The organism is Kribbella sp. NPDC049584, from assembly GCF_040675555.1.
GTDB lineage: Bacteria > Actinomycetota > Actinomycetes > Propionibacteriales > Kribbellaceae > Kribbella.
Genome location: NZ_JBFAPF010000001.1, coordinates 537,043 through 558,198 on the forward strand (window position 1 = coordinate 537,043; position 21,156 = coordinate 558,198).

The following is a 21,156-nucleotide window of genomic DNA, read 5'->3' on the forward strand; positions in this document are numbered from 1 at the left end:
GCAGCCATGACAGTGACGGCCGGACTCGTGCTGAGCGGGTGCGGTAACGAGTCCGGTTCCGCCGGCTCCCCCACAACCCCGACTCCGTCAGCGCCGACGCTGCCGACCGCGAGCGTGACACAGTCCACGCCGGTCGGCGCCGGCCTGCCGTTGACCGTAAGCCGCACCGGCGGATTCGCGGGTTTCGACGACCGGGTGCAGATCAGCCCCGACGGCGTCGCGACGGTGAGCGGGCGCGGCAAGGAAACGATCCGGTGCAAGCTGGACCCGAGCTTGCTGGCGACCATCACCGCGGCCGCTCAGCAGGTCGACTGGGCCAGTCTGGTCGCGACCAAGCCGACGACCAAGCACCCCGACGACATGATCCTTGCGGTCACGGCGAACGGGAAAACTGCCCGGATCGAGGATCCGAAGGTCAAGCCGCTGGCGGCCCCGGTGAACAAGCTGCTCACCGAAGCCGCCATCCCACCGGGCAAGCTCTGCACGAAGATCTAGGACGCGGTCACCGCGACATCGTCGATCACGAAGCTTGTCTGCAAGGACGAATCCTCCTGGCCGACGAACTTCACCGTGACCGTCTTTCCCTTGTACGGCGAGAGATCGAGCGTCTTCTGCACGTACGACGTACTCTTGTTCAGATTCGAGTACGTCGCGAGCGTGGTCGTCGTCGAGCCGTTGACGACCTGCACCTTGACCGTGTCGTACACGGTCGACGACGTGGTCTCGGCGGAGTCGATCCGGATCCACAACGACAACGCGGACGCCGTCGCCGAGGCCGGGATCGTCACCGCTTGGCCGATGTTCTCGGTGCTGCTGCGGCCGTTCCCCTGCAGCCAGGCCTTCCAGGTCCCGGTGCGGGCCGGGCGACCAGTGTTGCTGGTGATCACGCCGCTCGTCCCCGTCCAGTTCGCCGTACCGGACTCGAAGCCTGGGTTCTGCAGGAGGTTGTCACCGGCCGGCGGCGGGCCGCCGGTGTAGTCCTTCTGCGCGTACGTCCAGATCATGTAGCCGATGGCATCGATCTGGCGGTCCAGCGAGGTCAGGTCCAGGTTGCTGATCGTGTCGCAGGACCTGTGGTAGCACGGGTCGAACGCCTGCCCCGCAGTACCTCCCCACTTCGCCGCCTGGGCGGACGTCTTCGTCTCCTCGGCGCCGGAGAACGTCCCTGCCGTTGGAATCCCCAACGAACGGAACGCCGCGTGGTCGGAGCGGCCCTGTACGTCGATGAACTCGGTCTGCACGCTCTTGCCGGTGAAGTACGAGACCAGGTCGTCACGAGCGCCGTTGCCGGCCGGGTTGTCGTCGTACACGAAGTACCCCGGGTTCGGCGACGCGATCATGTCGAAGTTCAGGTACAACTCGATCTTGTCCCGCTCGGCGGCCGGCAGGTTGTTCACGTAGTACTTCGAACCGAGCAGCCCGAGCTCCTCGGAACCCCAGAACCCGAAACGCAGGCGATTCCTGGGGGTTTGGCCGCTGGCAGCGTAAGCGAGGGCGGTTTCTAGTACGCCGGCGCTGCCTGAGCCGTTGTCGTTGATCCCCGGACCGGCGCTGACGCTGTCCAGGTGCGAGCCGGTCATCACCACGTGGTTCGCGTCGCCGTGCGGCCACTCCGCGATCACGTTGTACGACGTACCCGCCGAAGTGCTGAACGACTGCAGTGTTGTGGTGTAGCCGGCCGCGTCGAGCTTGGCCTTCACATAGTCGGCCGACGCCTTGTATCCGGGCCGGCCCGTGTACCGGTTACCACCGTTGCTGGTGGCAATCGACTGCAGCTGGTCGAGGTGAGCCTTGGTGTTGGTGACCGAAATGTCCGGTGACTCCGCCGCGGTAGCGACGTTGCCTTGGGCAATCAGCGCGCCGGCCGCCAGTGCGGTGCCTAGCGCGGCGACGAGGAGTTTCTGCATGGACCGATCTCCTTCGGCCAAAGGGATCCGGGGCGCGGACCCGGGCGGTGGACCCGCGCCCCGGACGTCGGGGTGTCAGCTCGCGGTCAGCGAGGTGTCGTCGATGACGAAGCTGGTCTGCGCGGAGGAGTCCTCCTGGCCGACGAACTTCACCGTGACAGTCTTGCCCTTGTACGCCGAGAGGTTCAGCGTCTTCTGCACGTACGACGTGTTCTTGTTCAGGTTCGAGTACGTCGCCAGCGTGGTCGTGGTCGACCCGTCGACGACCTGGACCTTCACCGTGTCGTACGCCGTCGAGGTGGTGGTCTCGGCGGTGTCGATCCGGATCCAGAACGACAGGCTCGCGGTCGTCGCCGACGCCGGGATCGCGACCGACTGGCCGACGTTCTCGGTGGTGGCGCGGCCGTTGCCCTGCAGCCACAGCTTCCAGCTACCGGTGCGCGCCGGACGGCCGGTGTCATTGGTGATCGGGCCGGAGGTGCCGGTCCAGTTCACCGCGCCGGACTCGAAGCCCGGGTTCTGCAGCAGGTTGTCGCCGGTGGGCGGCGGCGTGGTGCCACCACCGCAGGCGGCCGAACCAGCCGGGACCGCGATACCGTTGAAGGCGGCCTCGATGCCCTTGCACTGTGCGGAATCCGCGCCGTACAGCTCCTTCGCGGAGTTGATCGCGCCCTCACGAGCGTCCTTGTATGTGCTGCCCGAGCTGAGCTTGGTGCTCAGCGTGCGGTACCAGACCTTCGACGCCACGTCGCGGCCTACGCCGGCGAACGTCGTGCCGTTGCACGCGGTGCTGTTGTAGGTCACGCCGTTGATGGTCTTGCTGCCGGTGCCCTCGGACGCCAGGTAGAACCAGTGGTTCAGCGGGCCGGACGAGTAGTGCGGGTCGAGTCCACCGGTGCTGGTCGACCAGCAGTCCACGCTGGCGCCGTCCTTCGACGGCTTGTCCATGTAGCGCAGCGGCGTACCGTTGCCGTTGATGTTGATCTTCTCGCCGATCAGGTAGTCACCTGGGTCGCTCGAGTTGTTCGCGTACCACTCGACCATCGTGCCGAAGATGTCGCTGGTGGCCTCGTTCAGACCGCCCGCGTCACCGGAGTAGTTCAGGTTGGCGGTTGCCTCGGTGACACCGTGGCTCATCTCGTGGCCGGCCACATCGATGGCGGTCAGCGGGTGGGTGTTGCTGATTCCGTCGCCGTACGTCATCTGGGTGCCGTCCCAGAACGCGTTCACGTACGCGTTGCCGTAGTGCACGCGGGAGCGGGCACCCTGGCCGTTGTTGAAGATGCCGTTCCGGCCGTGGACGTTCTTGTAGTAGTCCCACGTCAACTGGGCGCCGTAGTGCGCGTCCACACCGGCGGTCTGGCGGTTCGACGCGGCGCCGGTTCCCCAGGTGTCATCGGCGTCGGTGAACGTGGTGCCGTTGCCGGAGGTCGAGCCGTTCAGGTCGGTGGTGTAGTTGCCACCGCGGTTCGGGTCGGTCATGGAGAAGTTGCCGGACGAGCCCGACGTGCCGATGGAGACCGTGCCGGCGTACATCGAGTTGCCGGTGCCGGTCTTGACCTCGTCGTCCTGGTCGAGAACGGCCCCGGTCTTGGCATCGATGAACGAGTGCAGCACCGACGGGGTCTGGTCGGGCTTCACACCGGTGGTGACGACTTCGTAGGCAAGCACGGGCTTGGTCGGCGTCACGAAGACGACCAGTTGGCCCTTGTTGCCCGAAGCCTTGAATTTCGCTGCCTGCGCGCCCTTCGCGAGCGCCGCCGACTGGGACAGAGTCGGCTTGGTGGAAACCTCGACGGCCTTCGCGCCGCGGTTGTACGTGACCTGACCGATCGATTCGCCCTGCTGCTTGACGATCAGGTCACCGCCGACGACCTTCAGGCCGTTGTACGTGCGGTCGTAGCGGACGTACTCCGTACCGTCCGCATCCTTGACCACGTCGTGAACCTTGAGCTGTTCGCCCTTGCCGAGCCCGAGAGCGGCGGCGGTCTGCGGGGCCAGCGCCTGCTCGGCCTTGACGGCGGCCGGTTGGTTGAAGCCGGACGGCGGAAGCGGCACCGCCCGGTCGGCGGCACCCGCGGTCGAAGCGGTGAACGTCGTGGCAAGACCCGCTGCCGCGACGATGGCCACCGCCCCTGCTGATGTCAGTCGTCTCAAGACAACATCTCCTCACGTGTGGTCGCTGTTTGGGCGCAGCGACCGAATTCAGTTGGGGACGCGCCGGATGCTGACCCAGCAGTGCCACTGCCTCATTTGTGACACTGCGTGTCGAATCATGCGATTTCTGTTACATCCGACGTGAGCACCGACTGTTGCGGCCCGGTCGCCGTGAGTCAAGAGATTTGGCCGAAACGAAGGGGAAAACCTGCGTACCGCGAGCTGTCAGTCCGCAGGGCGCAACTCGCGCCGAAGGTGTTCCGGCAACGTGACCGGCAAGCGGCAGGTGAATTTCTGACAGACGTACGCCGCGCGCCGGTCGCGACCCTCCATCAGCGGTACGGCGAGACCGGGCTCGCCCGCGACGATCGCCGTACCCCACGGCGCGTCCGTGAACGCGGTCCTGATCAACTCGGGCTGCATGCCGACGATCGCGATCTCGAGGGGGCCACCGGCAATCGTTTCGGCAACGGCGAGCGCCCGGCCGGCGAACCGCGGCGCCCGCTCGGCGATGGCCGCCGAGGCGTTCAGTGCTTCAAGAGCTGCGGTCTCGTACCGGACCGATCCGGTCAGACTCGCCAGCGTCGTGAACGCCTCCGCGGCCAAGCTGACCCCCGACGGCGTGGCGTTGTCCGTCGGATCCTGCGGCCGCCAGACCAGCTCCTCCGCGTCCGCCGCAGTGTCAAAATAGGAGCCGTCAGCAACAAACTGCTCCAGAATCCTGTCCAGCAAGGACTCTGCGGTCTCGAACCACTCGACCTCACCCGTCGCACCCAGCAACGTCATACATGCTTCGGCAAACGCCGCATAGTCCTCGAGTACGCCGTCCGCACTCCCCCGCACACTGTCCCGCGACGTCCGATACAACCGCCCGTCGAGATGCACGTCCCGGATCAATCGAGCCGCGGCGACGGCGGCCTCGACGTACTGCGGTTTGCCGAACACCACACCCGCGCGGGTGAGGGCCGTGATCGCGAGACCGTTCCACGCGGCAACTACCTTGTCGTCGCGGCCCGGGTAGGTACGGCTGCTCCGGGCGTGCTTCAGCGCTTGCCGAATGCGCTGCCAGCGGTCGGCGTCGTCGGGGTCCTGCCTGAACTGGAGAACCGAGGTGCCGTGCTCGAAGGTGCCGGTCACGTCGCAGAGGTCGATGACCCAGTCGGCATCTTCCGCGCTCAACACCTCATGCAGCTGCGCCGGCGTCCACGCGTAGTACTTGCCCTCTTCACCGTCGGTGTCGGCGTCGAGCGCCGACGCGAACCCACCCTCCGGCGTGCGGAGTTCGTCGAGCAGGAAGTCCGCGGTCTCCTCGGCGATGCGCTGCGCGAGCGGATCGGCGGAGACGGTCCACCACTGCGTGTAGACGTCGAGGAGGAGCGCGTTGTCGTACAGCATCTTCTCGAAGTGCGGCACGATCCACTGACGGTCGACCGAGTACCGCGCGAACCCGCCGGCCAGCTGGTCGTACATCCCGCCGCGTGCCATCCGGTCGCAGGTGTGCGCAACCATCGCGAGCGCGTCCTCGTCGCCGGTCCGCCGGTGGTGGCGGAGCAGGAAGTCGAGCACCATCGACGGCGGGAATTTCGGCGCCTGCCCGAACCCGGCGTCGACCGGATCAAAGTCGGTCTTCAGCAGCTGCACGGCCCGGTCCAGGTCGACGTCTCCCCCGGCCGGCTGCTGCTGTGCGCCGAGCTGCTCGACCACCCGTTTCCCGATCCCGTCGATCTGCTCGCGCCGGTTCGTCCACGCGTCGGTGATTGCCTCCAGCACCTGCCGGAACGACGCCATGCCACCGCGCGCGTCCTTCGGGAAGTACGTCCCGCAGAAGAACGGCTCGCCCGCGGGCGTGAGGAACGCCGACATCGGCCAGCCGCCCTGCCCGGTCATCGCCACCGTCGCCGCCATATAGATCGCGTCTACGTCCGGCCGCTCCTCCCGATCCACCTTCACGCTCACGAAGTGCTCGCTCAGGTAGGCCGCCGTGTCCGCGTCCTCGAACGACTCATGCGCCATCACATGACACCAGTGACACGCGGAGTACCCGACCGACAAGAAGACCGGCACGTCCCGCTCCCGTGCCTCCGCGAACGCCCGGTCCGACCACTCCCGCCACTCGACCGGGTTCTCCGCGTGCTGCCGCAGATACGGACTGGTCGATCGCCCGAGCTCGTTCGCCATACCCCAACCGTACGGAATGGACCGCTGCACGCAGCAGTTGGACTGGTGCATGCCCGTACACCCGTTGCTCGCCAGCCGTTTCAGCCCGCTGTGGTTCGATTCCGGCTGGACCGTCACCGAGGACGACGTCGAACTCCTCCTCGACGCGGCCCGCTGGGCGCCGTCCGCGGGCAACTCCCAGCCCTGGGCGTACTTCGTCGCGCGCCGCGGCGAGCCGGAGCACGATCGCGTCGTCAAGCACCTCGCCCGCAGCTCAGCTCGCTGGGCACCGAGCGCATCCCTGCTGATCGTGACCATCGCCCATCGGTACGTCGAAGACACCGACTGGGCCTACTCCGACTTCGCCGACTACGACCTCGGCCAATCCGTCGCCCACCTGACTCTCCAGGCGCACGCCATGGACCTCGCCTGCCGCCAGTTCCGGGCCTTCAACCTCGAGACCCTGACCGACGACCTGAAGCCGGGCGCCGGCTGGCACATCGTCTCGATGATCGCGATCGGCCGCGCCGGCCAAGATCGCCCGGCAGACCGCGAGCGACGCAGTACCGAGGAACTCCGGACCGCGCCCTGGGACTAGATCGTCTGCGAGAGGGCGATCGACAGCCCCAGAGCCAGGGCCATCACGAAGAGTTCGACGCCGACGATCCGCCAGAACGGCTGGCCGCCGTCGACGAGGTCGCCGTGTGCGCGGCTGCGGTGGACGGCCGACAGGACGATCAGGAGCAGGAACGCGGCGGTCTTGACGATCAGCAATGCGCCGTACGCGTCGCCGGTGAGCGGGTCGAGGATCGAACCCCAGCCGCCGCCCTTCGCGGCCAGCCGCCCGGCGGCGCTGATCAGACCGCTGAGCAGCACCGCGATCGACGAGATCGTTGCGACCTGCCCGTAGCGCTCCAGCACGATCGGCAGCCCGTTGCGGCTCGCCCGCCCGTACCGGACCAGGCCCGCGAGCCCGCCGACCCAGGTGGTCGCGGCGATCACGTGGATCACCAGCGCCGCGCCGGCCAGTACGACGTACGACTCGTTCCGTGGGAACGCCGTGACCGCGGTCGGGACCAATGCGGCGATCGCGACCAGTACGCCGAGCCCCGCCGCCGATGAGGTCTGCACGCGGCGGATGCCGATCGCCAGCGCGAGCACCAGGATGCCCGTTATGAGCAGCGCCTTCACCTCGGGTACGCCGAGCGCGTCATCGAGCCGCATCCGCAGCAGAGCGACCGGGGTGTCGAGCAGGATCGCCGCCGTGACGACCGCGTTGGCGAACGCGCAGACCGCCCAGATGGTCGCCGAGTTGCTCGCGTCGCGGACGGCACGCCGGCCCTGGACGCCGAGCGGACCGCCGTCGATCCGCAGCAGCACGACCGCCGCGAGCAGCGCGCCGGCGCAGCCGACCGTCGCCAGCGTGGAGATCAGCTTCAGCAGTGGCAGCAGCCAGGAGATGAAGAGGTCCGGACCGCCGATCCCGCCGAGGTTACGCGGCTGGCTGCCGGCCGCGAACAGCGCGACCACCAGAGCCACCGAGGCGATGACGACAGCACCGACCCCGGCCGCGACCAGCCGTCCGGGCATGCGATGCCGGGCGGCGCGGGTAGCGCGAGTCGCGCTCACCGAGCGGACCGGGGAGGGGCACCATTCAGCACCCGGCTCACTATAGGGTCACGCAGAGGTGGGCAGCCCAGTCCGACACCATCTCGTGACCAGGGTGTAGCCGAGCTCCGAGGATTCGGTTACCGCACTGACATCGAATCAGTGCTGAGAGTGTTCCTTCGACTCCTTCGCGGCCTCGGTCGCCGGGTCAGTCCCCGCGCCGGCCGCCGGGTCACTCGCAGCCGAGGTCTCCGTCGGAGTCTGCGTCGGTGTCCGGTCCGAAGTCGTCGGCGCTGCATCGCCATCCTGGGACGGCGAGCTGTCCGGACTCGCTGGGTCGCCGGACGGTGCTGGGTCGTCCGCACCATCGCGGTCCACGTCGATGCGCTTCAACTGCTTGCCCATGTTGCGCCACAGGAGCACCGTGGCGGCACCGAGAGCGAGCACGATCAACAGCGCGACCCAACCGGGTTTCACCGTATTCGGGTCGATCTCGGCCGTCAGAAGGGAGGTCGTCGCTGTCACGCCACCAGTCTCTCACTGTCCAGCCCGCCCGTCAGCGCAGCCCCGCGAACAGGTCATTCTCAGGCAGCTCCGACTCGACCAGACTCCGAGCCAGCTCGTAGTCCTCGGTCGGCCAGGCCGCCTGATGCACCTCGAGCGGCACGGTGAACCAGCCACCGTCCGGGTCGATCTGCGTGGCGTGCGCGAGCAGTGCCCGGTCCCGGACCGAGAAGTACTCGGCACACTCGACCCGGGTGGTGATCCGGCGCTCGTTCTCCGGGTCCGGCTTCCAGTCCTTCAGGCGTTCGGCGTACGGCGACTCGAGGCCGCGCGCGACCATCGCGTCGTGCAGCGCCTTCATCCGCTCGTAGTGGAACGTGTGGTGGTAGTACAGCTTCAGCGGCTGGAACGGCTCGCCGAGCTCCGGGTACGCGTCCTTGTCACCGGCCGCCTCGAAGGCAGCGACGGTGATCTGGTGGCACATGACGTGATCGGGGTGCGGGTAGCCGCCGTTCTCGTCGTACGTCGTGACGACCTGCGGGCGGAACTCGCGGATCAGCTTCACCAGCGGCGCAGCTGCATCCTCGACCTTCAGTGCGCCGAAGCAGCCTTCGGGCAGCGGCGGCAGCGGATCGCCCTCCGGGAAACCCGAGTCGACCCAGCCCAGCCACTCCTGCCGGATACCGAGGATCTCGCGGGCCGCGTCCATCTCCTTGCGGCGGATCTCGGTGATGTTCGCCAGCACTTCCGGGCGGTCCATCTTCGGATTCAGGATCGATCCGCGTTCGCCGCCGGTACAGGTGGCGACCATCACCTCGACGCCCTCGGCGACGTACCTGGCCGTCGACGCGGCTCCCTTGCTCGACTCGTCATCCGGGTGGGCGTGCACATGCAACAACCGAAGATCTCCACTCACAAGACACAATGGTCCTCCAACCTCCGGCAAAACCCACGACCGACCCCCTGGACTACCTGTGACCGAGTCATCTGCCGCCACCCCGACCTCCGACCTGAACACGCGGTACGGCAGGCGCGGCCGGTCCCGGCGGCCGCTCGTGATCGGCGTTCTGGGGGTCGTGATCCTGGCCGGCCTGGTCTGGCTGCTGTGGGCGGCCTGGGTGCAGTCGAATCCGCCGGTCACCTCGCAGCTGAACGGTTTCGAGATCGTCTCGCCGACGAGCGCCAAAGCCACGATGCAGGTGGACCGGACCAAATCGGTGGAAGCCAACTGCCGGCTGCAGGCGAAGGCGGCCGACTTCTCGATCGTCGGCGAGGTGACCGTGACGGTGAAGGCGGATTCACCCCGCCATCAGGTGGTTCCGGTCACGCTGACAACGCAACGCTCCGCAACCGCCGTCGTACTCGTCGGCTGTACGACGGCCGACCAGCACCGCCCGCACTGAGCCCCACCGGCCCGCGATCGCGCCGGCCAACCTGACACGGCAACCGATTACCGCGACTCTGGCCACACGACGGCGAAAACCTTCCGAGCAAACGTTTTCCAAGCGTTTGCCTCGCCCTGGAACCCCTGCTTTATCGGCGGTCTCTTGCTACGCTCGTTGGATTGGTCGCCGTCGACGACGGCGGCCAGCAGTATTTTCCTGCCCATCCCACCGACACAAGGAGCAGCCCGTGACGCAGAAGATCGATGAGGACAGCGTTGTCTGGCTGACGCAGGACGGTTACGACCAGTTGAAGTCGGAGCTCGAGCACCTCAAGGGCCCGGCCCGCGCGGAGATCACGCAGCGGATCAGCGAGGCCAGGGACGAGGGCGACCTCAAGGAGAACGGCGGCTACCACGCCGCGAAGGACGAGCAGGGCAAGATCGAGGCCCGGATCCGGCAGCTCGAGGACATGCTCCGTCGCGCCCGGGTCGGCGAGACCCCGAAGGCCGGCGGCAAGATCGAGCCCGGCATGAAGGTGTCGATCACCTTCGCCGGCGACGACGACGTCGAGACCTTCCTGCTCGGCTCCCGCGAGTTGCTCGCGCTGGACGCGTCGGTCGACATCGACGTGTACTCGCCGCAGTCCCCCCTCGGCGCCGCGATCCTCGGCAAGAAGAAGGGCGACAAGGCCACCTACGAGGCGCCCAACGGCAAGCCCGTAACGGTCCAGATCGTCGCCGCGGAGCCCTTCACCGGCTGACCCACCAAAGCTCGCAAGCGCCCCGGTGGACACCCCACCGGGGCGCTTGCTTGTGAGGGTCAGTGCACGGCCGGCGCGGTCGGCTGATCCCGGCGCGCTCGGCCGGCTCGAATGCTGTCAGTGCCCGGTGGCACTCCGGTACTTGCGGACGGCAAGTGGGGCGAAGACGGCGATGATCGCCGCGCACCAGATCAGCGAGAGCCAGACCGGGTGCTGGGCGGGGAAACCGTCCGGGCTGGCGAACGGCGACGGATTGCCGAACAGGTGCCGGCAGGCAGCAACGATCGACGAGATCGGGTTCCACTCGGCGATCGGCTGCAGGGCCTCCGGGAGTTGCGGCGTCGGGACGAACGCGTTCGAGAGGAACGTCAACGGGAACAGCCAGATCAGCCCCGCCGACGATGCCACCTCGGGTCCGCCGACGGACAGCCCGATCAGCGCGCCCACCCAGAGCATCGCGAATGCGAACAGCAGCAGGATCGCGAACGCCGCCAGCGCCTGACCGAACCCGTTGTGCCAGCGCCAGCCGACGATGAATCCGCAGAGCACCATGATCAGCATCACGAACGCGTTGAAGACCAGGTCGCCGACCACCCGGCCGGCGATCACTCCGGACCTTGCCATTGGCAACGACCTGAACCGGTCGATCAGTCCTTTCGACATGTCGTCGGCCAGCCCGACGCTCGCCGACGCGACCGCGAACGCCATCGTCTGCGCGAAGATCCCGGCCATCAGGAACTCCCGGTACGCGCGCGGTCCGGGGAAGCCGGGGATCGGGATCGCGTTCCCGAACACGTACGCGAACAGCAGCACGAACATGATCGGCTGGATCGTCGCGTAGATCAGCATGTCCGGCGTCCGCGGGATCCGCTTCAGGCTCCGCCATGCCAGGATCCCGGCATCGGACAACGCCCGCGCGAACGGATTCACCCGGGCCGGCACCTCGATACTCACAACGACTCCTTCTGCTCGGCCTCGTGCCCGGTGAGGGTGAGGAACACGTCGTCCAGCGTCGGCCGCCGCAGGCCGATATCGGCGATCCGGATGTCCGCGGCGTCAAGTGTCCGGATCACCTCGACCAGCGCACTCGAACCTCCCGGCGCCGGCACCGTGATCCGGCGCGCATGCTCGTCGAGTGAAGTCGCTTCCGGATCGGCGATCCCGAGCGCGCGGGTGAGCAGCTCCAGCGCTCGGGCCAGATCGGGCGGGTCGTGCACGACGACCTCGATCCGCTCGCCGCCGACCTTCGCCTTGAGTTCGTCCGCGGTACCGCGGGCGATCACCGAGCCGTGGTCGACCACCGCGATGCTGTCGGCAAGCTCGTCGGCCTCCTCCAGGTACTGCGTGGTGAGCAGGATCGTCACGCCCTCGCGGACCCGGTCGCGGATGATCTGCCACAGATCGAGCCGGGAGCGCGGGTCGAGCCCGGTCGTCGGCTCGTCGAGGAACAGCACCTTCGGGTGCGCGATCAGCGAGCCGGCCAGGTCGAGCCTGCGGCGCATGCCGCCGGAGTACGTCTTCAGGATCCGGTCCGCGGCGTCGGTCAGATCGAACGTGGTCAGCAGCTCCTCCGCCCGGCGCTTGGCCTGGTCGCTCGGCAGTCGGTAGAGCCGGCCGAACATCCACAGGTTCTCCCGGCCGGTCAGCAGTTCGTCGACCGCGGCGTACTGCCCGGAGAGGCCGACGAGCCCACGGACCGTGTCCGCTTCCTTGACCACGTCGTGCCCGAGCACGTGGGCTGTGCCCGCGTCCGGTCGGAGCAGCGTGGTCAGCACCCGGACCGCCGTGGTCTTGCCCGCCCCGTTCGGCCCGAGGAGGCCGAGCACTGTCCCCTTCGGCACGTCGAGATCGATCCCGTCGAGTGCCTTGACCGTCGATTTCCTGCCTTTGAATGTCTTCACGAGGCCGGTTGCCTCGATTGCAGCCATCCGCACGTCCCCCTTCTGGATGTGACGCAGGCCACCATCCTGCCGGAGAACGCCGACAATTTCACCCGGGAATTATATTGAGTCCCCTCGACTCAACTTTGTTGATACTTGAGTCGACAGGACTCAACTCAGGCTCTACGGTCGCGGAATGGGCATCCTCCGTCACCCGGATTTCCGCCGGCTGTGGGCCGCTGACCTGCTCAGTCAGCTCGGTTCCCGCCTGAGCATGAGCGCGATCCCGCTGCTCGCCGTACTCACGCTGGACGCGTCGACGCTGCAGGTCTCGCTGCTGCGGACCTGCGAGACCGCCGCGTGGCTCGTCCTCGGCCTGTTCGCAGGCGCGTGGGCCGACCGGATCCGCTGCCGCCCGGTCCTGGTGTACGCCGACCTGCTCCGGGCGCTGCTCTACGCGTCGATCCCGATCGCGTGGTGGTTCGACGTACTCACGCTCACGCAGGTGTACGCCGTACTCGTGCCGGCCGGGATCCTCACGGTGCTGTTCGACGTGGCGCACAACTCGTACCTGCCGCGGCTGCTCGAGCGGGATCGCCTGCTGCCGGGCAACGCGAAGCTCGCGGCCAACCACTCGATCGCCGCGGTGGTCGGCGCAGGCGCGAGCGGCATCCTCGTCCAGTGGCTCGGCGCCGCGCTGACGATCGGCCTCGACGCGCTCAGCTTCCTGTGGTCAGCGCTGTGGCTGCGCTCGATCCGTACGCCGGAGGCCGAGCCGGTCAAGCCCGAACGGCCGGATCTGCGGGGCGAGATCGCGGACGGCATGCGGCACGTCTTCCATCACCCGCTGCTGCGACCGCTCGCGCTCAACACGATGGTGACGATGCTCTTCCAGGCAGCAGCCGGCGCGATCATGGTCGTCTACCTCGTCCGCGCGGTTCACTTGCAGCCGGCAACCATCGGCGTACTGAGCATGATCGGCCTCGGCGGCGCGATCGTCGCCTCGATGGTCACCGAAAGGCTCAGCGCCCGGTACGGCGAGGTGCGCACGCTGCTGGTGTCGTCGACGGGGATCGGTGTCGCGTTCACCGTGCAGGCGATGACCGCGCCGGGCTGGCAGGTCAGCTGGTTCGTGGCCGGCACGCTGCTCGCCGGCTTCTGCATCATCGTCAGCTACATCCTGCAGGTCAGCGCACGGCAACGGCTGTGCCCACCCGAGCTGCAGGGCCGGGTGAGCGCCACCATGAGCTTCGTCAGCTGGGGCGCCGCACCCGTCGGCAGCCTGCTCGGCGGGGCACTGGGCACAGCGTTCGGCCTGCACCCCACACTGTGGATCGCAGGCCTCGGCACCCTCGCCGGGAACGCTGTCCTCTACTTCTCCCCACTTCGCACATTACGTACGATCCCGGTCGCTCAGTCAGACGCGATCTGAGCCGTGCCGACGAGGACCTCTACGTCCAGGGCGGCGCGGCCCCGGCCGATCTCGACGTCCTTGGACTGGCCGGAGACGGCGCCGGACCAGGTGACGCGGCCGAGCTGGGCCTCGGTGTGGACGTGGACGTCGGAGCCGCGGCGGAGCGCGACCTGCGCCGTACCGGACTCGACGCGGACGCGGGAGCGGCCCTTGGTGATCTGGGCGTCCAGGTTGGCCGAGCCGGCCTGGACGAGTACGTCGATCGGGCCGTCGACGTCCGCGACCTTCGCCGTACCGGCGGTGACGCGGACGCGGGTCAGACCGGGCAGGCGCTCGGCGTTGACGCTGCCGCCGGTGACCTCGACCTCGACCTGCAGGCTCGGGTTGACGCGCACCGACAGCTCCCTGGCGAGACCGTTGACGTGCGCCTTCAGGTCGGTCGGGTTGCGCAGCATGCTGAACCCGTCGATCGAGACGCCCATGTCGCCTTCACTGCTGATGGCGAGCGTGTCCCCGTCGCGCTTGATCACATGCGGACCGTCGACGGCCACGCCGTTCACGGCCGGCTCACCGATCAGCCGCACCCGGCGTCCGATCGCCCGCACGGTAACCCGCTGCACCCCCGCCGGAACCGGCACGTTGCTGTGCTCCTCTTCAACCGGCTCAGCCTCGTCTTCGGCATCCACAACGTCCTGGACCGGCGACCGCTCGGTCGCGAGGCGCCCTGTGGCCGGCTCGCTGGTGGGCTCGGGAGACGGCTCGGGAGACGGCGGTGTCGCGACATGCGCCGGGTCCGCGGTCGGCGAATCGACCGCTTCGGCCCAAACGGCCGAGGTCGGTACGTCGTCGCCCGTCGGCCACGGCGGCTTGCCGTTCGCGTTCTCGCTGTCGGCAACCGGAGCTTCTGCCGCCGGAGCCTCAGGCTCGGATGGGGTGGTCTTGATAGCGGCGATCAGGGTGGCGGCCTCCTCGGTGGAGAGGTGGCCCTTGGCGACCCGGTCGAGGATGTCCTTGACCTGCTGGTCGTAGCTCTGGTTGCTCATGCCCCCAGTGCAGCACCCCGACGGGTCGAAACCAATCGGGGAATCCCCCGAAAAGCAGTGGTGCGGACCCCCGAGAGAAGCCCGCACCACTCATCTATAACCTCACAGCCCCGCGCGGGAGCTGGTTGTTGTCACGCGGCCGGCGTCATCTCCTCCGACGCCAGCTCGTCCTGTACGGCGGTCAGCTCGGCCGCCTCCTCCTCTTCGAGGGCCCGGCGAGCCTTCAGCCCGCGCAGACCGGTCAGTGCGATCACCAGTCCGAGCGCAGCGATCCCCGTCACGACCCCCAGCCCGGACTTGTACGCCGGCAGCACCCCGGCCGCCGTGGTGACACCGACCGACTGGCCGCTGATCACCGCGGTCACGATCGCGAGAACCACCGCGCCGCCGACCTGGTTCGAGGTGTTGAACAGCCCGGACGCGAGCCCCTGCTCGTGGTCCGGGACCCCGGACACCGCCTGGATGTTCAGCGACGGGAACCCGATCGCGAACCCGAGCCCGAGCAGCATGATCGTCGGGAACACGGTCGAGAAGTACGCCGACTCCGGGCCGATCCGCAGGCTCAGCGCATACCCGGCGACGAACAGCCCCATCGCCAGGATGATCATCTTCTCGGTGCCGACCCGGTCCACGATCTTGCCGACGTTCGGCGAGAGCGTGGCGACTAGCAGGCCGGCCGGGAGGAAGCCCAGCGCGGTCTGGAAGGACGACCAGCCGAGCAGGTTCTGGAAGTACATGGTGCCGATCAGCTGGAAGGCGACGTACGAACCGAAGACGGTCAGGATGGCCAGGTTCGCCCGCCGCAGCGAGGGGCTGCGCAGGATGCCGAGCCGGACCAGCGGGTGCTTGGTGCGCAGCTCGATCACGACGAAGCTCGCCAGCAGCACGATCGCCAGCGCGAACAGCCCGAAGGTCTGCACCGATACCCATCCGGCGTGTTCGGCGCCGACAACGGCGTACACCAGGGACAGCATGCCGCCGGTGACGGTGACGGCACCCGGTACGTCGTACCCGCCGGCGGCGTCGTCACGCGGGCTGTTCGGGATCAGCTTGAGGCCGAACAGCAGCACGATCAGGGCGACCGGGCCGGGCATCAGGAAGGTCCAGCGCCAGCCGACCTCGGTCAGCGCGCCGCCGAGGATCAGGCCCATCGAGAAGCCGCTGGCGGCGCAGGTGGTGAAGATGCTGAGGGCGCGGTTGCGATCCGGGCCCTCGTGGAAGGTCGTGGTGATGATCGAGAGCGCGGCCGGGGCTGTGAACGCCGCGGCGACACCCTTCACGAACCGCGCCGCGATGAGCAGTTCGGGGTTGCTCGCCAGCGAGCTCAGCATCGAGACGAGGGCGAACACGGCCAGCGCGATCAGGAAGACGCGACGCCGGCCGAGCAGATCGGCGGTCCGCCCGCCGAGAAGCAGCAGGCCGCCGTACCCGAGCACGTAGCCGGTCACGACCCACTGGATAGAAGAAAGGGAGACGCCCAGGTCGGCGCCGATGGACGGCAGTGACATGCCGACCATGGACACGTCCAGGCCGTCGAGGAAGATCACGCCGCAGACCACCAAGAGTGCACCCCACAGGCGCGCGTCCCAGGTCATACGGGCTGGAGATGTGGTTTGCGTAGTCACGAGGAGAGACTATTGCATGCATATGCATCTAATGTCTAGGCATTAAATGCGTTTGCATTGAATGCGCGTGCATGCTATGGTCGCCCTCATGGCCGCTACGAAGGTCAGCGTTGGGACTGGTGAGACCAACGCCGATGTGCGCGAATGGCGCGAGCTCCTGGCTCGCCACGCCGACCTGACCTGTGCCCTCGACCGGGCGCTGCAGGCCGGCCACTCGCTGGGCATGAGTGAGTATGAGGTGCTCGAGCGGCTCGCGGAGCTGCCGGAGCAGTCCGCGAAGGTGGCGACGATCGCCAAGTCGGTGCATCTGAGCCAGAGTGCTCTGTCCCGCGTGATCGGCCGCCTCGAGGTCGCCGGTCTGGTCGAGCGTCACATGTGCGCGGAGGATCGCCGCGCGATCAACGTCCGGCTGACCGACGAGGGTCTGCGGCTTCAGGGCGAGGCCCAGCCAACCCAGCGTCGTGTTCTCGCCGAGCGCTTGCACGCACCTCTCGTGAAGAGCTGCGAGCCTCTACCCTCAACGGGTGACTGAGACCTTCGACGACGCCCGCGAGGTCATCGCGGACCTGCATCGCATCGTGACGCCGTCCGGTGTCCAGGAGAGCTACGAACTCACGGCCGGTGGCATCGACCACTGCGTCTACGCCCGCGGCAGGGATCGCTCGAACCCCGTCATCTTCTTCATCCACGGCGGCCCGGCGTCGCCGCTCGCCCCAGCGGCCTGGCAGTTCCAGCGCCCGGTCGAGGAGTACTTCACCGTCGTCACCTACGACCAGCGCGGGGCGGGCCGCACCCTGCGCACGGTCGACCCGAGCACGATTTCGGACACGCTCACGGTCGCGCGGTACGCGGCAGACGCGATCGAACTCGCCGAGCAGGTCAAGGACCGGTACGGCGTCGAGAAGTTGATCCTCCTCGGCCACAGCTGGGGCAGCATCGTCGCCCTGCAGGCCGCGCTGACCCGCCCCGATCTGTTCCACGCGTACGTCGGGATCGGCCAGATCGTCGACGGGCGCGCCAACGAGGGCCTGTGTTTCGAGTACGCGATGCAGCAGGCCCGCGAGCACGATCACGCCGAGGCGCTCGAGCAGCTCGCCTCGATCGCGCCGTACCCCGGTGACGAGCCGGTGACCCGCGAGCGGATCATCATCGCGCGGCAATGGGCGCAGTACCGCGGCGGCCTGTCGGCGTACCGCGAGGACTCGCTGTACTACTTCCAGGCGCCGCTGCTCTCGCCGGAGTACACCGTCGAGGAGAGCGAGACGATTGGCGAGGGCAACGAATTCACGTTGGGCCGCGTGCTGGACGAGATGCTCACGGTCGACTACAGCGCGGTGACCGAGTTCCCGATCCCGGTGCTGATGTTCTTCGGGCGGCACGACTACACGACACCGACGAAACCCGTGGAGGCCTGGCTCGAGGTGGTCGAAGCGCCTTATAAACAAGCGGTTTGGTTCGAGCACGCGGCGCATCTCGCACCGTGGGAGGAGCCGGGCAAGTTCCTGATGAGCCTGGTCGACCACGTCCGTCAGTTCAGCGTGTAGCTGTAGCCGTTGGCAACGAGTCCGGCGAGGACACGTTCGCGATGGTCCTCGCCGCGGAGCTCCAGCTGCAGCGCTACCTCGACCTCTTCCAGGCTCAACGTCTCCGAGATCCGCTCGTGCAGGATCTCGATGATGTTCGCGTCCAGCGCGGCGAGCTGGTTCAGCAAGGTGGCCAGTCCGCCGGGCGTGTCCGGGATCCGCACGCGCAGCGACAAATAGCGGCCAGCTGCCGCCATACCGTGCCGGATCACCCGCATCAGTAGCAGCGGGTCGATGTTGCCGCCGGACAGTACGACGACGACCGGCGGCTTGAACCGTTTCGGCTCGTCGAGTACGGCGGCAACCGCGGCCGCGCCGGCCGGTTCGACCACGAGCTTCGCACGTTCGAGGACGAGCAAGAGGGCCTTGGACAACGAATCCTCGTCGACGGTCCGCACCTCACCGACATAGCTCTGCACCGCCTCGAACGGCACCTTCCCCGGCAGCCCGACAGCGATCCCGTCCGCCATCGTGGCCATCTGCTCGAGCTGCACCGGCTCCCCCGCCACGAGCGACGCCGGGTACGCCGCCGCGCCGGCCGCCTGTACGCCGACAACCTCGATCGGCAGCCCGTCGCGCTGCATCGCGGACGCGATCCCGGCCAGCAACCCGCCGCCACCGGTCGGTACGACGACGGTCCGCACCTGCGGGCACTGCTCGACGATCTCGAGCCCCGCGGTCGCCTGACCCGCCACGATGTCGGGATGGTCGAACGGATGGATCAGCACCGCACCCGTCTCGTCCGCGAACGCGCGAGCCGCGATCAGGCAGTCGTCGATCGACGTGCCGACGAAACGGATCTCCGCGCCGTACGCCCGGGTCGCCTTCTCCTTCGGGATCGGCGCGCCGTGCGGCATGAAGACGGTCGACTTGATGCCGAGCAACTGCGCGGCGAGCGCGACGCCCTGCGCATGGTTGCCCGCGCTGGCCGCGACCACGCCCCGGCTGCGCTCGGCCTTCGACAGGCGGGCCATCCGCACGTACGCGCCGCGCAGCTTGAACGAGCCGGTCCGCTGCAGGTTCTCGCACTTCAGGAACACGTCGCCGCCGACGAGTTCACTCAACCACCGCGAGTACTCCAACGGAGTCGGCGCCACCACGTCGTGCAACAGATCGGCCGCCCGTGCAATGTCCCTGGCATCGATCACAAAATCACTTTACGTTTCGCGGTGGGCACATACGCTGCACCACATGAGAGTCGCGGTTGTCGGCGTGTCAGACACCTCCGTCGAGATCCCGGACGGGACGTGGTTCCCCGACGTCGAGCCGACGATCCTCGCGTTGCGCTCCCAAGGCATCGACACCGCCGTACTGACCTGCCTCTCCGAGGACCCGCTCACGTACGACGTGCTCCCTGGCTCCGGCAACTCGGACCTCCCCGCCTGGACGAAGCCGGAGTGGTACGACGAGGCGCTCCCGTGGATCGCTGAGCACATAAAACCGACCGGTCCGTGGACTCAGGTCCGCTCCTGGGGTCTCTCGAACGTGCTGCGCATCCCAACCTCTGACGGCGACGTGTACTTCAAGGCAATCGCCCACTCCACCACCATCGAGCCGACCCGCCCGGATGCGCTGCCGCTCCTGTTCGCCCACGAGCCCCTGTTCCTCCAGCAAGCCTCGTCGGACCACCCGGGCGAGGTCCCTGCTCCGATCGCGATCGACGCGAAGCGCGCGTGGATGCTCCTACCCGACCTGGGCACGCCGCTGGCCGCCGAGACCGACCTCGACGTGTGGATCGACGCCGTACGCCGGCACGCCCGCCTGCAACGTGGTTACGCCGATCAGCCGGAACGCTTGGTGGACATCACCTGCGTCGACCGCCGCCTCGCCGTACTCGACGCCGAGCTGGACAGGTTGCTTGGCCCGAACCCGATGACCGACCAGCTCGGGCCTGATGAGCGCGGCTTGCTCCCGGACCGCGCGAAACAGTTGCGCGGGGCAATCAACGAACTAGCAGCGATCGGCATCCCGGAGACGCTCCTCCACGGCGACCTCCACCCCCGGAACATCGCCGTCCGCGGCGATCAGATCCTCGCCTTCGACTGGACGGATGCAGCGTTGTCCCATCCGTTCCTGGACCTGGTGACGTTCGCGGAGGAGGAGCGGTCACCTTTGTCGGCCGACCAGCGGGTGTTGGACGCCTACTTGAGCGAGTGGGAGGAGTTCGCGACTCCCACAGAGCTACGCCGAGCCCTCGCCCTGGCGTCGGATCTCGGCGCCCTCCACCAAACCATGACCTACGCCCACTTCACCGACCACCTGACCGGCCCCAGCAAAGCCTCCATGACTCGCGGTGGCGTCTGGTGGCTACGAAAACTTCTCAGTAGCTCCTCTGCTTAGCGGTGGAGGATGGCTAGTTGGTTGCGCATGCCTCGGCGTACGGGTGGATCCAGGTAGCGGTCCCAGTCCGGGTGGCGTTCGCCGCGGAGCATGGCGTAGTAGGCGAGGGCCTCAGCCAGCGCGGCCTCGCGCAGGTATCCGCGGGCGACCGGCTGCTTACCACGCCCGTTCGGCCGCGGACGACGTTCGTACGCCGCGTTCGCGGTGAAGATCCCGAGCCCGTAGAAGACGGTGATGAGGTCGGTGAGCGGCTCATGGTCAGGGCGGCGTGTCAGCGTGATCCGCTCGCCGCCGAGCAGCAGCTCATGCCCGACCTCATGTGCGTAGATCGCGATCAGCGCGACCGGATCTGCGGCCAGGGTGGGCGAGAGCTCGATCTGGTTCTGGCCAACCCCTCGGCTCCAGCGGCCGTGCTGTTCCTTCACCACCACAGTCGTCCCGCGGTTCGACGGACGACGCACACCGTTCAGTTCGAAGCTCAGCCGACACTGCCCCGGCCGCAGATCCATCCGGCCATCAACCCGACCGCAAAGCTCGGCGGCCGCGGTCCGGCTCCCGTCGTACCCGTCCGGAATGACCTCGGCCGGCAGCGCGATTGGCCGAAAGATGATGTCCCGACCGAATTCCGCGACCAGCCAGTCCATCGACGACCGAATCCAGCGGCGACTGCCACCGGGCAACCGTTCGCGCGGCGCCTTCAGCTGGGACCGCACTTGCTGGCTTCGTCGCATCATCCCGATCGGATTCCTCACCCGCCGGATCATGCCTGCCCGGCGTCACGCCAAACCTTCCG

General features: G+C 67.8%; 20 protein-coding genes. 8 read left to right on the top strand and 12 right to left on the bottom strand.

Translation table 11 applies throughout. The annotated features are described in order from the left end of the window. Positions 1-6: 6 nt before the first annotated feature. A complete protein-coding gene (locus AB0J62_RS02645) occupies positions 7-495 on the top strand; it encodes a hypothetical protein (RefSeq protein WP_363863532.1) in 489 nt (162 codons plus the stop codon). Here AB0J62_RS02645 and AB0J62_RS02650 read toward each other — a convergent pair. From AB0J62_RS02650 to AB0J62_RS02660, 3 genes are all read right to left on the bottom strand, one after another. Next, positions 492-1,907 carry a M28 family peptidase gene (locus tag AB0J62_RS02650; protein ID WP_363863535.1) on the bottom strand — a complete coding sequence of 472 codons (1,416 nt, stop codon included), beginning with the start codon at positions 1,905-1,907 and terminating at the stop codon, positions 492-494. The two genes, AB0J62_RS02645 and AB0J62_RS02650, sit on opposite strands and share 4 nt — an antisense overlap. Positions 1,908-1,982: 75 nt before the next feature. Beyond that, a complete protein-coding gene (locus AB0J62_RS02655) occupies positions 1,983-4,037 on the bottom strand; it encodes a M4 family metallopeptidase (protein ID WP_363863538.1) in 2,055 nt (684 codons plus the stop codon). Between the two features lie 252 nt (positions 4,038-4,289). Then, the gene (locus AB0J62_RS02660) at positions 4,290-6,242 is read right to left on the bottom strand and encodes a thioredoxin domain-containing protein (RefSeq protein WP_363863541.1); all 1,953 of its coding nucleotides are present in this window, start codon (positions 6,240-6,242) and stop codon (positions 4,290-4,292) included. Between the two features lie 49 nt (positions 6,243-6,291). On the opposite strand from AB0J62_RS02660, the gene AB0J62_RS02665 reads away from it, so the two are divergent. Next, complete coding sequence (locus tag AB0J62_RS02665) at positions 6,292-6,819, top strand: nitroreductase family protein (protein WP_363863544.1); 528 nt, start codon at positions 6,292-6,294, stop codon at positions 6,817-6,819. On the opposite strand, the gene AB0J62_RS02670 is transcribed toward AB0J62_RS02665, so the two are convergent. The 3 genes from AB0J62_RS02670 to mca form a co-directional block, all read right to left on the bottom strand. Further along, a complete protein-coding gene (locus tag AB0J62_RS02670) occupies positions 6,816-7,850 on the bottom strand; it encodes a CopD family protein (protein ID WP_363863547.1) in 1,035 nt (344 codons plus the stop codon). The two genes, AB0J62_RS02665 and AB0J62_RS02670, sit on opposite strands and share 4 nt — an antisense overlap. Before the next feature lie 138 nt (positions 7,851-7,988). Next, a complete protein-coding gene (locus tag AB0J62_RS02675; protein ID WP_363863550.1) occupies positions 7,989-8,354 on the bottom strand; it encodes a hypothetical protein in 366 nt (121 codons plus the stop codon). A gap of 31 nt (positions 8,355-8,385) precedes the next feature. Further along, entirely contained in the window at positions 8,386-9,249 is an 864-nt protein-coding gene (gene mca, locus AB0J62_RS02680; protein WP_130440344.1) for a mycothiol conjugate amidase Mca, read from the bottom strand. A gap of 58 nt (positions 9,250-9,307) precedes the next feature. On the opposite strand from mca, the gene AB0J62_RS02685 reads away from it, so the two are divergent. Next, positions 9,308-9,736, top strand: a complete 429-nt coding sequence (locus AB0J62_RS02685) for a DUF4307 domain-containing protein (protein WP_363863554.1) — start codon at positions 9,308-9,310, stop codon at positions 9,734-9,736. Positions 9,737-9,965: 229 nt separating this feature from the next. Then, complete coding sequence (gene greA, locus AB0J62_RS02690) at positions 9,966-10,478, top strand: transcription elongation factor GreA (protein ID WP_134108254.1); 513 nt, start codon at positions 9,966-9,968, stop codon at positions 10,476-10,478. Between the two features lie 117 nt (positions 10,479-10,595). Here greA and AB0J62_RS02695 read toward each other — a convergent pair whose 3' ends face one another. Both AB0J62_RS02695 and AB0J62_RS02700 read right to left on the bottom strand, forming a co-directional pair. Beyond that, positions 10,596-11,432, bottom strand: coding sequence for an ABC transporter permease (locus tag AB0J62_RS02695; RefSeq protein WP_363863558.1), 837 nt, complete (start codon positions 11,430-11,432; stop codon positions 10,596-10,598). Further along, entirely contained in the window at positions 11,429-12,406 is a 978-nt protein-coding gene (locus tag AB0J62_RS02700) for an ATP-binding cassette domain-containing protein (protein WP_363863561.1), read from the bottom strand. Before AB0J62_RS02700 ends, AB0J62_RS02695 begins: the two co-directional genes overlap by 4 nt. A gap of 148 nt (positions 12,407-12,554) precedes the next feature. Between AB0J62_RS02700 and AB0J62_RS02705 the strand changes: the two genes are divergently transcribed. After that, positions 12,555-13,790 (top strand): MFS transporter, encoded by a 1,236-nt coding sequence (locus AB0J62_RS02705; protein WP_363863564.1) that lies wholly within the window; start codon positions 12,555-12,557, stop codon positions 13,788-13,790. On the opposite strand, the gene AB0J62_RS02710 is transcribed toward AB0J62_RS02705, so the two are convergent. Both AB0J62_RS02710 and AB0J62_RS02715 read right to left on the bottom strand, forming a co-directional pair. Further along, positions 13,772-14,815, bottom strand: coding sequence for a hypothetical protein (locus AB0J62_RS02710; RefSeq protein WP_363863567.1), 1,044 nt, complete (start codon positions 14,813-14,815; stop codon positions 13,772-13,774). The two genes, AB0J62_RS02705 and AB0J62_RS02710, sit on opposite strands and share 19 nt — an antisense overlap. A 131-nt stretch (positions 14,816-14,946) precedes the next feature. Continuing rightward, positions 14,947-16,440 (bottom strand): MFS transporter, encoded by a 1,494-nt coding sequence (locus tag AB0J62_RS02715; RefSeq protein ID WP_363863570.1) that lies wholly within the window; start codon positions 16,438-16,440, stop codon positions 14,947-14,949. Between the two features lie 88 nt (positions 16,441-16,528). On the opposite strand from AB0J62_RS02715, the gene AB0J62_RS02720 reads away from it, so the two are divergent. After that, positions 16,529-16,972 carry a MarR family transcriptional regulator gene (locus AB0J62_RS02720; RefSeq protein WP_363863573.1) on the top strand — a complete coding sequence of 148 codons (444 nt, stop codon included), beginning with the start codon at positions 16,529-16,531 and terminating at the stop codon, positions 16,970-16,972. After that, entirely contained in the window at positions 16,965-17,984 is a 1,020-nt protein-coding gene (locus AB0J62_RS02725; protein ID WP_363863577.1) for an alpha/beta hydrolase, read from the top strand. The genes AB0J62_RS02720 and AB0J62_RS02725 overlap by 8 nt, the downstream gene beginning before the upstream one ends. Here AB0J62_RS02725 and ilvA read toward each other — a convergent pair. Further along, positions 17,969-19,171, bottom strand: coding sequence for a threonine ammonia-lyase (gene ilvA / locus AB0J62_RS02730; protein WP_363863581.1), 1,203 nt, complete (start codon positions 19,169-19,171; stop codon positions 17,969-17,971). The genes AB0J62_RS02725 and ilvA overlap by 16 nt on opposite strands. Positions 19,172-19,214: 43 nt before the next feature. Between ilvA and AB0J62_RS02735 the strand changes: the two genes are divergently transcribed. Further along, positions 19,215-20,363, top strand: coding sequence for an aminoglycoside phosphotransferase family protein (locus AB0J62_RS02735; protein WP_363863584.1), 1,149 nt, complete (start codon positions 19,215-19,217; stop codon positions 20,361-20,363). Here the strand turns inward: AB0J62_RS02735 and AB0J62_RS02740 are convergent. Beyond that, the gene (locus AB0J62_RS02740) at positions 20,360-21,115 is read right to left on the bottom strand and encodes a hypothetical protein (protein ID WP_363863587.1); all 756 of its coding nucleotides are present in this window, start codon (positions 21,113-21,115) and stop codon (positions 20,360-20,362) included. The two genes, AB0J62_RS02735 and AB0J62_RS02740, sit on opposite strands and share 4 nt — an antisense overlap. Positions 21,116-21,156 lie beyond the last annotated feature (41 nt).

Excerpts from the sequence above, each read along its gene's own strand:
- AB0J62_RS02645 (WP_363863532.1), top strand. The coding sequence starts at position 7 with ATGACAGTGACGGCCGGACTCGTGCTGAGCGGGTGCGGTAACGAGTCC.
- AB0J62_RS02650 (WP_363863535.1), bottom strand. The coding sequence starts at position 1,907 with ATGCAGAAACTCCTCGTCGCCGCGCTAGGCACCGCACTGGCGGCCGGC.
- AB0J62_RS02660 (WP_363863541.1), bottom strand. The coding sequence starts at position 6,242 with ATGGCGAACGAGCTCGGGCGATCGACCAGTCCGTATCTGCGGCAGCAC.
- AB0J62_RS02665 (WP_363863544.1), top strand. The coding sequence starts at position 6,292 with ATGCCCGTACACCCGTTGCTCGCCAGCCGTTTCAGCCCGCTGTGGTTC.
- AB0J62_RS02700 (WP_363863561.1), bottom strand. The coding sequence starts at position 12,406 with ATGGCTGCAATCGAGGCAACCGGCCTCGTGAAGACATTCAAAGGCAGG.
- AB0J62_RS02705 (WP_363863564.1), top strand. The coding sequence starts at position 12,555 with ATGGGCATCCTCCGTCACCCGGATTTCCGCCGGCTGTGGGCCGCTGAC.
- AB0J62_RS02710 (WP_363863567.1), bottom strand. The coding sequence starts at position 14,815 with ATGAGCAACCAGAGCTACGACCAGCAGGTCAAGGACATCCTCGACCGG.
- AB0J62_RS02720 (WP_363863573.1), top strand. The coding sequence starts at position 16,529 with ATGGCCGCTACGAAGGTCAGCGTTGGGACTGGTGAGACCAACGCCGAT.
- AB0J62_RS02735 (WP_363863584.1), top strand. The coding sequence starts at position 19,215 with ATGAGAGTCGCGGTTGTCGGCGTGTCAGACACCTCCGTCGAGATCCCG.